Genomic DNA, 15,274 nt, shown 5'->3' with positions numbered 1-15,274 from the left:
TCATTTCCCGATCAGGCGCAGAAACTCCTGGCGCAGCGCCTGATCCTGGCCGAATACGCCGCCGTATTCGGCCGTGAGGGTGCTGCTGCTTGTGTCGTTCACGCCCCGGCTCATCACGCACAAATGGTCGGCTTCGATGAGGACGGCCACGTTATCGGTGTGCAGGGCATTTTTGAGCTCCTCGGCAATCTGGCGGGTGAGGCGTTCCTGCACCTGGGGGCGGCGGGCGTAATACTGCACCACCCGGTTGAGTTTGCTCAGGCCCACCACGTGCTCGCCGGGCAGGTAGGCCACGTGGGCCTTGCCAATGATGGGCACGAAATGGTGCTCGCAGCACGAAAACAGGGTAATGTCGCGCTCTACCAGCATTTGCTGGTACTGGTAGCGGTTCTCGAACAGACGCACATCGGGGCGGTGCTGCGGGTTGAGGCCCCGGAACCATTCCTGCACGTACATTTTGGCCACCCGACGGGGAGTACCGTTCAGACTGTCATCGGTCAGGTCGAGGCCGAGCACGTGCATGATTTCGCGGAAGTGACCGGCAATGGCGTCAATTTTCGCTTCATCACTCAAGGCGAAGGCATCGGGGCGCAGGGGCGTACGTAGGTCGGCAGCAAGTTGAGCATCAACGGCCGCAGCGCCGCTGCAGTCAACTGCGGCTGTTGCCGCAGACATAGGGTTATCCATGGTATTCTACAAAATTGCGTTCGGTCTCATATAAGGTAACCGATAAAGCCAGCCGGTTATCGAGGTGGGGCCGGAGCCGGTTCCAGATCACTACGGTCATGTTTTCGGCCGTGGGATTGAGGTGGCGAAAATCGGCCGTATCCAGGTTCAGATTCCGGTGGTCAAAGGTATCCAGAATCTCTCGTTTCATCAGGTCGCTGAGCCGTTTCATGTCGTACACGTAGCCGGTTTCCGGGTCAATGGCCCCCGTCAGCCGCACGATCAGCTCGTAGTTATGGCCGTGATAATTAGGGTTGTTGCACTTGCCAAACGTGGCCTGGTTCCGCTCCGCACTCCAGGCCGGATTGTGAAGGCGGTGGGCGGCGTTAAAGTGCTCTTTGCGGCAAATAGTAACGATCATAGTTCGCGTTTAACTGCCATGCGGCCAAATATGTTCGGATAGTTCTTTCCAACAAGTAACGGAGTTTGGTATATAAGACAGGAGGGATATAGTTATTCTGGTAAAAGGCAGGTTTCTTCAAAAAAAACAATCTGTGATCTAGCAACATATACAGACTCTGGTTAAATTTGGTCAGTCGGAAAGTCTCCAATCCGAAAGATTCAACCCTGCACATACCTTTTTTTCACCCCTATTTCATCACCCTATGAAACGAGGCCTACTTTTTTCTCTGCTGCTGGTGGTGGCAACCTCGGTGACCAGCCTTGCGCAAAAGTCGCCCGTTGACGAAACGGACATGGCCATCAAAGGCATTCCGCGCAAAGGCCAGCGGGTGTCCATGCAGCTGGATAGCAAGCGTGTAGAAGAATCCTGGAAAAAGCAGCTGGACGAGCAGTTCGGTAATAAAGTAAAGTCTGATAAAGGCGTTTACTCGATGGAAGGCGTGGTTATCGAATCGATTGCCAAAACGCCGGTTCGCGTAATCACCAAGGTTGACGCCGTGCCTACCGGCACCACCGTATGGTGGTCGATTGACCTGGGCAACGCTTACCTGAGCAAGGAGGCTACACCCGTGCAGTGGAAAGCGGCCGAGGGCTACCTCAAGGATTTCGCCCGCAAGCTCTACCGCGAAGACTTGGCCATTCAGGTGGCTACGGCCGAAAAGTCGCTCGTGCAGTCCCAGGATCAGCACATGTCCGTCATTGCTAAGGCGGATGCCATCAAGAAGGACATCGAGAAGAACAAGCAGAAGAAAATGGAAATCCAGCAGCAGCTGGCCCAGAACGCGGCTGAGCTCCAGCAGTACAACAACCAGGTAGACCTGAACCTGAAGGAGCAGGAAGCCGCCCGCGCCGACATCGTGAACATGCGCGTTGCCCTGGAAGCCGTAAAAGAGCGCCTCAACAAAATCGAGTAGCCGGTTTTTTTCGGCCCGCGCCMCCAAACAAAATGCCCTGCTGGTTTCCACCAGTGGGGCGTTTTGTTTGGTGGCGCGGGCCGAAAAAAAAGTATCCCTGCGCGGAGCAATTGGGCGTCTTCAAGCAAGACCTGAAGGGCTTGCTCACTTCATCCAGCGACGGATCAGCTGACTGGCGGATTTTTCGTCTTTCCAGCCCACAATGCGGGTTTTGGCGGGGTGGCGGCGGTTGCGAAACCACAGGTTGAGGAAGTCCCGGACGCCGGGGTAGTGGCGGGTGAGCGTGGCCCAGTCGGAGGCCAGGGGCAGGATGCGTTGGGCGGGCCGGGCCGGTACGGCCACCACTACGGGCTGCAGCTCCCCCCCGATATCGAGCGTGAGCAGGGCTACGGGCAGCACCTCGAGCACAGTGCCGGCCGGCGCGGCCTCAGCCAGCACCAGCACGGGCAAGGGGCTACCGGGTGCGGCCTCCGCAGCCCCGGCGCGGGTGCCGGCCACGAAGCCCAGGTTGCCCGGGGCGGGCAGAAACTCCACCACGGCCTCCAGTCCGGCCGTCTGCTGCGGCTCGAACGCGTTGGTGGCTGGGTTGTAGCGTTGGTCGTGGTTGGTACCGGCCGGCATTTCCACCACCACTTGCAGCAGCTTATGCTCCGGCGAAAACGTAGGCACGTCGGCGTAGTGCTGCTTGCAGCTGCCGAGTAACAGCAACAGCAGAACCGGAACCAGAGGTAGTTGGTATGGGCGCATGGGGGAAAATACTGGCAAAAGGGCGCAACCGCAACCCGGCACCTCAACCGAAGTGGCTCATTGCCCCGGAAGCGGCCCGATGCAGCGCATGAGAAAACAACGCCCGCCGCCGGCCGCGTGGTGCGGCCTGCCGGCGGGCATCGGGTGGAGCAATACTGCGGCTTACTGGGACAGCTGCTGGTTTACCAAGCGGAAAGGGCTCAGCTCTTCGAGGTGGAAAACGAAGCGAATCTGGTCGGTGAACTCCTTGCGGCTGCCGGGCAGACCGTTGCCGTACTGACTGCCGGCCAGGGGCAGGTACAGGCGCAGCACGTTGTTGGGTATGGGAACCAGGATTCTGGATACGGGCAGCACCAGGCCGCCATCGTAATAGCCAGCCGTACGGTCCGAACCCGACTGCCCTGCCCGGTTTGCCAGGCCGAAATCAGCAAAAACCACCAGTGGGGTGATGGGTAGGTCGGCTTCGAACCCCACCGTAGTGAGCCACTTCCGGGTAGCCACGGGCAGATACGCCTTGAATCCGCCGTCGCGGTCGTCGGTCTGGTGCAACTGGGCGGCGTAGGTGGAGGAAATCTGCTGGCGATCCAGGAACATCGTCTGGCGGCGGTAATCGAAGCTGCCGCTCAGGCCCATGGCAAACGGACTCTCGTTGCCCGAGTTCAGGAAAGCGCCCCCGAAGAGGCGGGCCCGCACCTGCTTTCTGGCGTTGTAGTAGCGGCCGTAGGTGGCCGTGGCCCGGAGCAGCGTGGCATTCTGGCGGGTGTTGTCGGTTTCCGCATTGGGGGTGAGCTGGTTGAGCTCCACGTGGCCCGACCAGTTCTGGAGGGCATTCTCGTCGCTCACCCGGTATTCCAGGGTCTGGATGCTGCTGGTCTGCCGCAGGTCCTGGTCGCGGACGTTGGTATTGGCGAACCTCACCAGGTGCTGGGCCTGATTGTAGGCCGAGTGGGGGAGCAGCAGCGTCAGGCTGGGTTCAATTTTGCGGTAGCGCTCGAAGCGGCTAATCTGCACGCTGGTCAGCAGCTGGCGGACCCGGGCGTGGGGCAGCACGTTGAGCGTCAGGCTCCCAATGCCGTTCAGCTCGCGGCGGCTGAAGCTGTACAGGGGCATGGCCAAATAGTTCAGCCGTTTCGGCACGAGCAGGTTGTTGTAGAACGCGGCCCCAAGCATGAACTTGTCGGAGGTGTTGGCCCCCACTACCGGTACCCAGTTGATGAACTGCCGGTCCCAACGCTCCACGCTGGCCAGGGGCCGCAGTTGCAGCGGCTCCCAGGTGCGCAACGAGCCGGTCAGCTTCATGCGGTCGTCGCGGCGGTTGAGCTGGGGCGTGAGGTAACCCGCGTCTACCACCACGGCCGCCACGTTGGCGGCGCGGAAGTTGAGCTGGGTTTCATCCTTGGTGTCGTCGTCGGTGCCGCCGAAGGCAGTAGTCCACTTGGTTTCCAGCACTTGGCCCCGGGCATCGAGCGTGGAAACAGGAACGGCAAACGGGGCGGGCGAGTCGTTGCGGACCAGCACTTTCAGGGTTTCGCCCTTCACCTGCAAATCCGAGAGGGCGGCTTCGTAGTGGTTTTGGGTCGTGAGCATCTGCTGGAAGAACCAGCCCAGCTTCTGCCCGCTCACCCGCTCAAACACGGCCTGCATGTCGTCGGGGTAGGGGTGGCGGAACTGCCACTGCGCGTAGTAGGCGTGCATGGCGGCATCAAACTGCTCCTGCCCAAGGTAGCCAGCCAGGTATTTCAGCAGCATCGGTGCCTTCCCGTACACGATCAGCTCGTAGTTGAGGCTACTGTAATCGGCCGAGGCAAACCCGCCCACGGGCTGGTCGAGGCCGCGGGCGGTTGAGGCGGCAATGGGCAACTGCTCCAGGGCGGCGGTCGGCAGGCCGTCGATGCCCACGGCAGCTGCCAGCCTCGGCGACCTGAGCAGTAGGCCCAGGCCCAGGCTACCGCCTGCGGCCGTGTCGCGCTCGGCCACGCGGTTGGCCATGTAGGTGTTCACCCCCTCGTCCAGCCAGGCGAAGTCCCGCTCGTTGGAGCCCAGAATACCGTAAAACCAGTTGTGGCCTACCTCGTGCACGATGGCGGCGGGCTGGGTTACGGTTACCATGGGGTACTCCATGCCCGAGCCGGCGCTCAACGCCCCCTCCACGGCCATAGCGGAGGCATACGGGTACTCGCCCACCCAGCGGGAGTAATAGGTGAGGGCATCGTTCACGTCCTGGAGCCCTTGGATCCAATCCAAGGCGTCCTTGTTCGTAAACATAACCCAGGAGGTCACCGTGCGGCCCGAGGGCAGCGTCACACCGCTTTTCAGCACGTTGTAGCGCTTGTCGGCAAACCAGGCGAAGTCGTGGATGCGGTCCTGGACGTAGCGTAGGGTTTTGGTTTCACTGGCCGAAGCCGGGTAGCTGAGGTCGGAGCCGAAGTCTTCGGCCGTTTTCTTGGCGGCCCCGACCGCCGCCAGCGCCTCCAGGCGCTGCTGCTCCTCGGGGTTCTGGAGCACGCCGGTCGCGCCCACCACGTAGTTGGCGGGCAGGGTAATGCGCACGTCAAACGAGCCGAACTCGGAGTAGAACTCGCCCTGACTGAGGTAGGGCATCGGGTGCCAGCCCTTATGGTCGTACACGGCCGGCTTGGGGTACCACTGGGTTATCTGGTAGCCCTGCCCCACGTGCCCGAACCGGGAGAAGGAATCCGGAATTTTCACCCGAAACGGCGTCGTGATGGTGATGCTGGCCCCGGCGGCCAGGGGCTGGGGCAGCATCAGCCGGGCCATGTCGGGGTGGGTGGCGTCGTAGTCGAGGCGGGCAGGCTGGCCGTTCACCTGAAACTCCAGCCCATCAATGAAGCCGCGCTGGGCCGGCGTAGCGAACTGGAACTCCCGGTGATTGTTGCGCAGCTGCTGGCGGGCAAAAGCCGTGTGGTTGTCGCGGTAGGCGTTGGGCCAGAGGTGGAACCAGAGGTAAGGCAGCGCGTCGGGCGAGTTGTTGGTGTACACGATTTGCTCGCGGCCCGTCAGCTGGTGCCGCTGGTCGTCCAGGGCCACGTCGATGGAATAGTTGGTCTGCTGCTGCCAGCCGGCGGCGGGCTTCTGGGCCAGGGCGGGCAGCGTGAGCAGGCTGAACAGATAAAGAATTTTCTTCATAAAGAATCTGGGCGGATCAGGGAGTAGGGGAGATAAACTGAACGAAAGTAGCCTTTCGGGCCGGAATTTGGGCTACAACCTTTCCCGGCAGCCCGCGTTTGCACGGATAGTTTCTTTCATTCCGCCGCCTTGGCGCGGCCCTAATATTCTTTCTGATGTCCTTTCATAAGATTCCCAAAGACGATACCCAGCACCAGGTTCACCTCGACGCCGCCGCCAACCTGCTCGGCAACGACCTCCAGGAGGAGGCCAACCGCGCCGGCCTCGACAACCACTTCCAGCGCTGGATCGAAGACCTGAAAGACGTGGATAATCCCGAGCTGCACCAGATTGTGGTGGACATGCAGGACCTGAAAGCGCACTTCGGTAGCGGCAACATCGACAAGGACGTCGTAAGCCGCCTCATGGGCCGCCTCGGCACCAATACCAGCAAAGCCGCCATCTTCGCCGACAATCCGAATACGGCCGAGCGCATCACCAAGCTGGGCGAAGCCCTGAGCGCCGCCAGCAAGCAGGTGCATTCCAACGAAAACACCTCAAGCAGGATTCGGCCCAGAACAAGTAATGCCAGCTTAACTGCTGGTAAAAAAGGGCCGGCCGTTGGGAAGACTCTTCCCAACGGCCGGCCCTTTTTTCTGCCCACTGAACGCACGAGAAAGCCGGTTTTCCGCATGGAAAACCGGCTTTCTTTATAAACGAAGCAGTAAAAGCCTAAGCGGCTACTACTTTGGGGGCGTTCAAGCGGCGCTCCTTGATCCGAGCGGCCTTGCCCGACAGGCCACGCAGGTAGAACAGACGGGCACGACGTACTTTACCGCGACGCAGAACCTCTACTTTCTCGATGTTAGGCGAGAGCAGGGGGAAAATACGCTCCGTACCAATCTGGTTGGAGATTTTCCGTACGGTGAAGGTTTCGCCGTTCGAGTTAGGGTTCTTGCGCTGAATTACAACACCCTGGAACTGCTGAATGCGCTCCTTGTTGCCCTCGCGAATTTTCACGTGGACGTTGATGGTGTCGCCGGCGGCAAATTTGGGGAAGCTGGCGCGGCGCTCCTGGGATTCCTGCTGAATAAAATCGAGTAGTACGCTCATGGCTGGAAAAACTGTAAAGGACGGTCGCGCCGCCCCAAGGGGTTTCGGGTAAAGAGGCGCAAATATAGCGCTCTGTTTTTAAATTGTGAAATAGTGAGCAGGTGAAATAGTGACTTTTACATGTAATCGGTCCTGATTGCGCAATTAGCGCGTGTCAGAACATAAAACTCACTATTCCACCAGCTCACCATTTCACTGCAACAAGTCCGGGCGGCGCTGTTGGGTGCGTTCCAGGGCTTGCTCGTGGCGCCAGACGTCTATTTTCGGGGTGTTGCCCGAAAGCAGGATGTCCGGTACCGGGTGGCCGCGCCATTCAGCGGGCCGGGTATAAATGGGCGGCGAGAGCAGGTTATCCTGAAACGAGTCGCTCAGGGCCGATTCCTCGTTGCCCAGCACGCCGGGCAACAGCCGCACCACGGCGTCGACCAGCACAGCCGCGCCCAGTTCGCCCCCGCTCAGTACATAGTCGCCCACGCTGATTTCGTGGGTGATATATTCTGTGCGGATGCGCTCATCCACGCCCTTGTAGTGGCCGCAGAGCAGCAGCAGGTTGCCGGCCAATGAAAGCCGGTTCACCAGCGGCTGGCGCAGGGTTTCGCCATCGGGCGTGAGGTAGATGATGGCCTCGTAGGCGCGTTGGGCCAGCAGTTCGTCGAAACAAGCGGCAATCGGCTCTACGCGCAATACCATGCCGGCCCCCCCACCAAACACGTAATCGTCAATCTGACCGTGCTTATTGATGGCGTACCGACGTAGGTCGTGTACCCGGATTTCGGCCAGTCCCTTGTCCTGAGCGCGCTTCACAATGGAATGCGCAAAGGGGCTGACCAGCAAATCCGGCTGGCACGTCACAATGTCGATCCGCATGGGCTGGGTCACCTACCGGGCGGCCGGGTTCGGCTCGTCATCGTCGTCGGGCTCCTCCTGCTGTTGGGAAGAAGGCGTCAGGTATACGTCGAGCAGGCCCTCGGGCAGTTTCACGAACAGCTGACGGGTGGTCTGGTCGGCACGGCGCACCAACTCGTCCACCACCGGAATCAGAACTTCCTGTCCCTGGTAACGCATGCCTAATACGTCCTGCTTGGGCAGTTCGTAGAAGGTTTCCACTACGCCCAGCTGGCCCAGCACTTCATCCACTACGGTGTAACCCACCACGTCGTGAAAGTAGAACTGGTCATCGGCCAAGGCCGGCAACTCGGCCAGGGGGCGCCAAAGCTTGGCGTTGCGCAAAGGCTCGGCCTCCTCAATCCGGTCGATGCCCTGGAGTTTGAGCAGCACCTTGTTGCCGGTCTGGGGCTGAAACTTTTCCACGCCGTACGGCACCAGCTTCCCCGGGGCCGTGGGCATTTCCAGCAGCACCGTTTTCAGCTGGCGGTAATCGGCCAAGTTGTCCACGTCGAAGAAAGCCACCACGAAGCCTTTCAGGCCGTGGGGTTTCCCGAGGGAGCCCAGTTGGTAGCAGTCGTCGAGGGTCATGGTAGGGGAGTTAGAAAGTTAAAAAGTTGAGAAGCTGGGAGGTTGAAAGAGTGCGATGAACGGCCAGAATCAGGCAGCCGACAGCAACTTTCTAACTTCCCAACTTCTCAACTCACTAACTAGCCTTAGGCGCCGGCTTCTTCCGTGGTAGCGTCGGCCGGGGCTTCTGCTTCCGTGGTGGCTGCTTCGGCTTCAGGCTCCGCTTCTGCAACGGGAGCAGGAGCCGGAGCATTGGCGGCCTCAATGGCAGCCAGCTTGGCGCGCTGAGTCTCGGAGCGGGCTTCTTTTACTTTGGTTTCGGCGGCCAGACGCTGCTGACGAGCATCCTCCTTGGCCGTGCCGAGGGTAGTGCGCTTGCCTTCGATCTTGGCGTCTTTCTGGTCCTTCCACTCGGTGTAGCGCTGGTCCGCGGTTTCCTGCGAAATAGCGCCTTTGATTACGCCGAGTTGCAGGTGCTTGCGGTAGAGCACACCCCGGTACGAGAGCATGGCCCGAACCGTATCGGTAGGCTGGGCACCTTTCATGATCCAGTCGAACGCCTTCTCACCGTCGAAGTTGATGGTGGCGGGGTTGGTCTGGGGGTTGTAGGTACCGATTTTCTCGATGAAGCGGCCATCACGCGGAGCGCGGGAGTCGGCAACAACGATATCGAACTGAGCGGCCTTTTTGCGGCCGCGGCGGGCGAGGCGGATTTTAACTGCCATAAACCGGTTTGGTTAAGCGACGCATCCCGTGCGTCTGGTTGAAAATGAGGTGCAAAGGTACTCACTGATTTATCGGATTGCGCTGCTTGCGCTGATTTATTTAGCCAGTGCTGGAGAATAACCTTCCGGGAGAAATGAAAAAAGAGCCGTTTCCTCACGGAAACGGCTCTTTTGGCTATTAAACAGTGTTGGGGCCAGGTAACCACCTTAGGCAGCCATTTGCGCCGGCTCCTGCCACTTACGCTTAATCTTGACCACTTTCACCTTGTCCAGGACCCAGATGAAGGCATACGTAGGGTCAAGCTCCCACTTGCGCACGGCGAAGTTGACGCGCATGGGCAACTTGTGGTGGTTGTTCTGAAACAGCTCGCCAAAGGCCAGGAAGTCGAAGGGCAGCGTGTTCTTGGAATGGTCGTGGTTGTCGAAGTTCTGGTAGCCGTATTTGTGGCCGCCCCAGTTCACGATAGCGCCGTGAATCGGACCCATCAGAAAGTGCAGGGGTAGCAGTAGAAACTGCCACCAGGCCGTGGCGAAGTTCACGTAGAACAGCACGTAGAATGTGCCCCAGGCCAGACGTGAATACCATTTGTCGCCCAGGTTCTCGATCAGGCTCCACTCCGGATAATCGCCCTCAAACCGTTCGGCAGCCGCGTAGTCGCGGTTGAGCACGGCGTTGTAGATGTTCTTGGTCTTCCACATCATCGTGAAAGCGTTCGACGAGTACAGGGGCGAGTGCGGGTCCAGCTCCGTGTCGGAGTAGGCGTGGTGCATGCGGTGGAGCAGCGCGTAGGCCCGCGGCGACAGGAATGAGGAGCCCTGGCAGATGTAGGTAAACAGGAAGAAGAACTTCTCCCAGAACTTGTTCATCGTAAACATTTTATGCGCCGCGTAGCGGTGCAGATAAAACGTCTGCGTGAACAGCGACAGGTAGTAGTGCGCGACGAAGAAAACGAGTATTGCCATGTGGGCAGAAAAATTTAGAGGTCGAAACCGAAAGGGAGGCGGGTTTCAGAGCTGAAAAGCATGAAACTCCTATATAAGTTCAGCCGCCGTTCTGCAAAACTACTGCCAGCCGCTGCCTCAGTGCAATTTGCCTCCGCAAAAGGCCATAATGTTGTTGGGCAGCTCAAAGAAAAAACGTCATTCCGAGCGGAGCCGAGGAATCTCGCGGGCTGATGCTACAGCGGTAACCTGCGAGCAGGATTACTAGGGCAATGTCAGCACGCGAGATTCTTCGGCTGCGTTCGGAATGACGTTCTTTTCCTAATCCCTAATAATACGCTTCCGCAGCTTCCCAGTGGGCGATATCCGGCAGGGGGGCCAGAATGCGCATGTCTTCCTTCGTGACGGGGTGCTTGAATTCCAGCCGGCGCGCGTGCAGGGCGATGCTCACGTCGGGCAGCGGGGCCAGAAAGCCGTACTTCACGTCGCCGACGATGGGCGTGCCCAGGCCGGTGCTCAGCTGCACCCGAATCTGGTGGGGGCGGCCCGTGATGGGGTTCACCTGAAGCAGGTAGCGGTTGCCGGCCTGGCCCAGCACCTGGTAGTCGAGGTCCGACTTCTGGCCCTGGCCGTGGCGCTCGGAATAGGCCTTGGTCACATTACGGATGGGGTCCTTTACCAGCCAGTGCGTCAGGTGGCCTTCGGTGGGGGCGGGGCACTTGCCGGTGAGGGCCCAGTACGTTTTGTGGATTTTATTGTCGCGGAACAGCTCGTTCATGCGGCTCAGGGCCTTGCTGGTTTTGGCCAGCACCACCACGCCGCTCACCGGCCGGTCGAGGCGGTGCACCACGCCCACAAAGGCGGCCCCGGGCTTCTTGTACTTGAAGCGCAGGTACTCCTCAGCCTTGTTCGACAAGGGCTCGTCGCCGGTTGCGTCGCCCTGCACGAGCAGGCCGGCGGGCTTGTTGATGATGAGCAAATGGTTGTCTTCGAACAGAATTTCCTTCTGTTCCGACCACAAATTCGGACGATTCACTGGGTGTTAATTATGAACTATGAATGCTGAATTACGAATTGTGGTCGTCCGCTTTCGGCAGATGATGCGGCACAATACGGCTAATTCATCATTCATGACTCAGCATTCATACGTCAATTAGTACGCTTCGTCGGCCGTGGGGAAGTCGCGGGCCTTCACGTCCTGGATGTAGCGTTGCACGGCGTCGTGCATGGCATCGCCCAAATCGGCGTAGCGGCGCAGGAAGCGGGGTTTGAACTCCTTGGTGATGCCCAGCATGTCGTGCACTACCAGCACCTGCCCGTCCACATCGGGGCCGGCCCCGATGCCGATGACGGGAATCGTGAGCTGCTCGGCCACTTTCTTGGCCAGGCCCGACGGAATTTTCTCCAGCACCAAAGCGAAACAGCCAATTTCCTGCAACAGCAGGGCGTCTTCGATGAGCTTCTGGGCTTCGGTTTCCTCCTTGGCCCGCACCGAGTACGTGCCAAATTTATAAATACTTTGCGGAGTAAGCCCCAAGTGGCCCATCACGGGAATGCCGGCCGTCAGAATCCGGGTGATGCTGTCCTTGATTTCGGCCCCGCCTTCGAGCTTGATGCCGTGCCCGCCCGATTCCTTCATGATGCGGATGGCCGAGCGCAGGGCCTCCGACGAATTGCCCTGGTAGGAACCAAACGGCATATCGACTACCACGAAGGCCCGTTTCACGGCCCGTACCACACTCTGGGCGTGGTAAATCATCTGGTCGAGGGTGATGGGCAGCGTCGTTTCGTGGCCGGCCATGACGTTGGAAGCCGAGTCGCCGACGAGCAGCACGTCGATGCCGGCCCCGTCTAGGATCTGGGCCATGGAGAAGTCGTAGGCCGTGAGCATGGATATTTTCTCGCCGCGCTCTTTCATGGCCAGCAACTGGTGCGTGGTCACGAGTTTGACTTCTTTGTGCTGGGACATGGAATGGGGGGGGGCTTAGGGGGTGGAAAGCGTAAGGTCCGGATGCTCATAATCCGTCGGACCCCCGCTCACGGGTCAAAGCTGCGGATTTTTTTAGAAAACCCGTCTCCTCCTCTCAGCGCCCGGCCAAAAACATTCCTGAAATCACGGGCCTGCCGGCGGATTCCGGCCGGTCGTTGAGCGCCTAGTAATTGAGGAAGGTACGGTTGCGGCTGAGCTTGAGACTTTGCAGGAGCGCCGATTTGGCGGCAATGGTCACGAAGTAGCCGCGGGTGGGGCCGAAGGGCCGCCAGTTGCCCGTAATCTGCCAGCAGTGCAGGTCCTTGGTCACGTCGAGGGTGGTGAAGGCGGGCGTTTGGTTGATGAAGTCGTAGTTGGTGCTGAAGCCGAAGCGCAGCGTTTCGGTAAGCTTCACCGAGCCGTTGAGGTTGAGCGTGGCCGCCGTGTAGGCCGATTTTCGCGGGCGGTTGGGCAGCACCGACAGCGGCCCCTGGTTGGCGTAGGAGGCCGTAAAGCTGGTGCTCAGCTCCCAGGGAATTTCGAAGTTTACGTAATCCTCGTAGGGATTGATCTGCTGGGGCGCACCCAGCTGCGGGTCGTTCACGGGGGCGGCGTCGCGGCGCACTACTGCTTTGCGGTTGCCCTGGCTGGGGTTGAACTGGTAGGAGAGCTGGAGGTTGGCCGTGCTCAGACGGGCCAAGCGGAAGTTCTTCTGCTGCCACAGAAAGCGGTCAATCGGGCGGCGCAGCGAATCCTGCTGGTAAAACTCGAAGTTGCCGTTGATGGTGATGTTGAGCTTGCGGGCCACCTGGGTGCGGAACGTGGCCGAGAGCGGGGCGAGCTGTAACGAATCGGCGGCGAAATTGTAGCCGGTACTGAAATCGAGGCCGTCAATGAGGCTGACCTTTTTGAAGGGCGTAGTGCCGGTGGTGTCCTTGTCGTCGCGCACCTTCATTTCCAGCGCGTTCTGGAGGCTGAAACTCAGCTGGCGTACTTCGGAGGTGGTGGGCACGCCGTAGATAAAGCCGTTGTAGCGGGGCAGCAGCAGGCCGTTGTTGGCAATGTAGGTGTCGCCCTCGCGGTACAGGCGGCCGGTAGTGGGGTCGCGCAGGCCACCGAGCTGTATGGCCTGAAAGGCCGGGTCGTTTTTGCGCGGGCCGGGGGCGTAGCTGACGCTCAGGTTGGGCGTTACCTTGTGGCGCAGCGCCTGAATTTTGTGGGTGCCCTTGCGCACGATCGTGCCGTAGAAGTTTGTGCTCAGGCTCAGGCCCGCCGTGTAGCTGTTCAGGCGGTTGAAGCTGGTGATGGTGTCGACGGCAATGGCCCGGGCAACATCGTTGTAGCTGTAACGGAGCTTCTTGAAATACCACACCTCATTGTACGTAACGCTGGGGCTCAGGCTGAGGTGGTTGAGCACGTTGTAGCTGCCGAGCGTGATGCCGAAGTTGTGGCGCATGCCAGTCTGGGAGGTGCGCAGCAGCTTATCGAGGCTGCCGAGCTTGATGGGCGTCACGAAGGCGGCCGTGGAGCCACCCAGCAGCGGAATGGAGCCCCCGCTCAGCTGCCGGGCCGGGATGTTGTTGGAGAATTTGTTCTGGAACGTCAGATCGTAGGAGAAGGCAAACTGCTCGTAGAGCTTGCGGGGCTGCACTTTCAGAATGTCGTAGAGATACTGCCGGGCCACGCCCACCGTCAGGTCGGGCAGGGTAAAGTCCATCGTTCCGGTTCGCGTATCCTGGCTCTGGGTAAGCTGAAGCGCGTAGTTGATGGGGGCATTGCGCAGCTGCTTGGAGTAGTTGATGTTGGACGAAAACTTGGACGTAAGGTAGTTGCGGACGTTGTAGGAGTTTTGCCGGTAGTAGTCGCCGCTGCTGCTGCTGATGTTTACGTTGGCCGAGAACCGCCCCCCGCCCGGGCGCGCTACCGGCGTATGCGTCCAGGCCAGCTGGAATGTGCGCGGGGTGCGGGGGATGTTGTAGCGGGGATTCGTATTCGCGTCGGTGGTGCCCAGCAGGGGGGAAGTGGGCGTGGAGCTGTAGTTGAACGTGAACAGGCCCTGGAACTTGTAGCGCGTGATGTACTGCATTTCGGCCGCGCCGCGCCAGCCCCCGAACCGCTCGGCGTTGCCCGAGTAGATGTCGCCCGTCAGCCGGACCCCGATGTGGTCGTTGGCGGCCCAGTAGTAGCCGCCGTTGCGCAGGAAAAAGCCCCGGTCGGCCCCCTGCCCAAACGTAGGGATGATGAGGCCGGACGCCCGCTTGTTGCTCTTGGGCATCGGGAAATACCCGAACAGAAAGCCCAGCGGCGTAGGAATATCCCCAATCACGAGGTTGAAGGGGCCGGTCACGACCTGCTCGCCGGGCATCACCTTCATTTTAGTTGCCTGGATGTAGAAGTGGGGGTCTTCCAGGTTGCAGGTGGTGTAGCGCCCGTTCACGCCGAACAGTTCGTTGCTGCTGTTTTTTTTGATGGTTTCGGCGTGGATGTAGCCCTCGCCCTGCTGAGTGACAACGTCGGTGATGCGGCCCCGCCGGCTCTTGATGTTGTAATCGATGCGCCCGGCCTGGTAAGTAGCGCCCCCTTGCGTGAACACGGGCCGGTCCCGGGCCTTTCCGGTGGAGTCGACCGCGCCTTCGGCCGTAACCAGGTTGCGGCTGTAGTCCACCGTAATCAGGGCCGCTTGCAGGTTCATGTCGCCGTAGTCTACTACGGCTTTGTCGTAGAGGATGGCGCGCTTGTTCTGCACCTCAAACCGGATGGAGTCCTGGGCCTTGTAGCTGACGGTGGTTTCGATGGCCCCCTTGCGGGCACCGGCCCCGAGGCGCAGCGAGTCGGCGGTGCCACTCAGGGCCAGCCCGGCCGTGTCGCGCACGGTTCCATTGGGCGTGGGCGCATTCACGATGGTGGGCAGCGGGCGCACGTCGCCGGGCACGCGGGTAGCGGGCGTTACTTCGGTGGCCGGCCGGGGCGTGGGGTGGGGCACCTGCTGCTGGTTGACGGGGGGTTGCTGGGCCTGGGCAGGCACCAGCGCCCACAGGCTCAGCAGCAGCGTAAGCAGACCAGCCAACTGCCGCGGCAGCCAAATTACACGCGGTAAATGGTGAAACACAGGCGTAAGATGGGCCACGTAGTTATTTATCGTTTATTTTGTGGCG

Annotated in this window: 14 protein-coding genes; 2 read left to right on the top strand and 12 right to left on the bottom strand. The window is 60.1% G+C overall.

The annotated features are described in order from the left end of the window. Both folE and D0T11_RS13810 read right to left on the bottom strand, forming a co-directional pair. Entirely contained in the window at positions 1-675 is a 675-nt protein-coding gene (gene folE / locus D0T11_RS13815; protein ID WP_245990872.1) for a GTP cyclohydrolase I FolE, read from the bottom strand. Positions 676-679: 4 nt separating this feature from the next. Next, positions 680-1,087 (bottom strand): 6-pyruvoyl trahydropterin synthase family protein, encoded by a 408-nt coding sequence (locus D0T11_RS13810; protein WP_119656380.1) that lies wholly within the window; start codon positions 1,085-1,087, stop codon positions 680-682. 244 nt (positions 1,088-1,331) lie between these two features. Between D0T11_RS13810 and D0T11_RS13805 the strand changes: the two genes are divergently transcribed. Continuing rightward, positions 1,332-2,042: a DNA repair ATPase gene (locus D0T11_RS13805; protein WP_119656379.1), complete on the top strand. Its 711-nt coding sequence runs from the start codon at positions 1,332-1,334 to the stop codon at positions 2,040-2,042. A 144-nt stretch (positions 2,043-2,186) separates the two neighbouring features. Here the strand turns inward: D0T11_RS13805 and D0T11_RS13800 are convergent, their stop codons facing one another. After that, positions 2,187-2,789 (bottom strand): inorganic diphosphatase, encoded by a 603-nt coding sequence (locus tag D0T11_RS13800; protein WP_119656378.1) that lies wholly within the window; start codon positions 2,787-2,789, stop codon positions 2,187-2,189. 162 nt (positions 2,790-2,951) lie between these two features. Beyond that, on the bottom strand, positions 2,952-5,936 hold the full coding sequence (locus tag D0T11_RS13795; RefSeq protein ID WP_119656377.1) for a M1 family metallopeptidase: 2,985 nt from the start codon (positions 5,934-5,936) through the stop codon (positions 2,952-2,954). A 155-nt stretch (positions 5,937-6,091) separates the two neighbouring features. Here D0T11_RS13795 and D0T11_RS22575 point away from each other — a divergent pair, with 155 nt between their 5' ends. Beyond that, positions 6,092-6,631, top strand: coding sequence for a hypothetical protein (locus tag D0T11_RS22575; protein WP_182888406.1), 540 nt, complete (start codon positions 6,092-6,094; stop codon positions 6,629-6,631). 16 nt (positions 6,632-6,647) lie between these two features. Here the strand turns inward: D0T11_RS22575 and rplS are convergent, their stop codons facing one another. The 8 genes from rplS to D0T11_RS13750 form a co-directional block, all read right to left on the bottom strand. Beyond that, positions 6,648-7,028: a 50S ribosomal protein L19 gene (rplS, locus tag D0T11_RS13785; protein ID WP_119656376.1), complete on the bottom strand. Its 381-nt coding sequence runs from the start codon at positions 7,026-7,028 to the stop codon at positions 6,648-6,650. 192 nt (positions 7,029-7,220) lie between these two features. Further along, positions 7,221-7,895: a tRNA (guanosine(37)-N1)-methyltransferase TrmD gene (trmD, locus tag D0T11_RS13780; RefSeq protein ID WP_119656375.1), complete on the bottom strand. Its 675-nt coding sequence runs from the start codon at positions 7,893-7,895 to the stop codon at positions 7,221-7,223. Between the two features lie 12 nt (positions 7,896-7,907). Next, positions 7,908-8,504 carry a ribosome maturation factor RimM gene (rimM, locus tag D0T11_RS13775; RefSeq protein WP_119656374.1) on the bottom strand — a complete coding sequence of 199 codons (597 nt, stop codon included), beginning with the start codon at positions 8,502-8,504 and terminating at the stop codon, positions 7,908-7,910. Positions 8,505-8,629: 125 nt separating this feature from the next. Further along, complete coding sequence (locus D0T11_RS13770; RefSeq protein WP_119656373.1) at positions 8,630-9,208, bottom strand: 30S ribosomal protein S16; 579 nt, start codon at positions 9,206-9,208, stop codon at positions 8,630-8,632. 207 nt (positions 9,209-9,415) lie between these two features. Further along, positions 9,416-10,171 carry an acyl-CoA desaturase gene (locus tag D0T11_RS13765; RefSeq protein ID WP_119656372.1) on the bottom strand — a complete coding sequence of 252 codons (756 nt, stop codon included), beginning with the start codon at positions 10,169-10,171 and terminating at the stop codon, positions 9,416-9,418. A 307-nt stretch (positions 10,172-10,478) separates the two neighbouring features. Further along, entirely contained in the window at positions 10,479-11,186 is a 708-nt protein-coding gene (locus D0T11_RS13760; protein WP_119656371.1) for an RluA family pseudouridine synthase, read from the bottom strand. Positions 11,187-11,303: 117 nt separating this feature from the next. Next, complete coding sequence (gene panB, locus D0T11_RS13755) at positions 11,304-12,119, bottom strand: 3-methyl-2-oxobutanoate hydroxymethyltransferase (RefSeq protein ID WP_088463671.1); 816 nt, start codon at positions 12,117-12,119, stop codon at positions 11,304-11,306. 184 nt (positions 12,120-12,303) lie between these two features. Beyond that, positions 12,304-15,186, bottom strand: coding sequence for a putative LPS assembly protein LptD (locus D0T11_RS13750; RefSeq protein WP_119656370.1), 2,883 nt, complete (start codon positions 15,184-15,186; stop codon positions 12,304-12,306). Between the last annotated feature and the right edge of the window lie 88 nt (positions 15,187-15,274).

This window comes from Hymenobacter rubripertinctus (assembly GCF_003583925.1).
GTDB lineage: Bacteria > Bacteroidota > Bacteroidia > Cytophagales > Hymenobacteraceae > Hymenobacter > Hymenobacter rubripertinctus.
The sequence above is the reverse complement of the archived record's forward strand: the minus strand, read 5'-3'. Positions and strand labels throughout refer to the sequence as shown.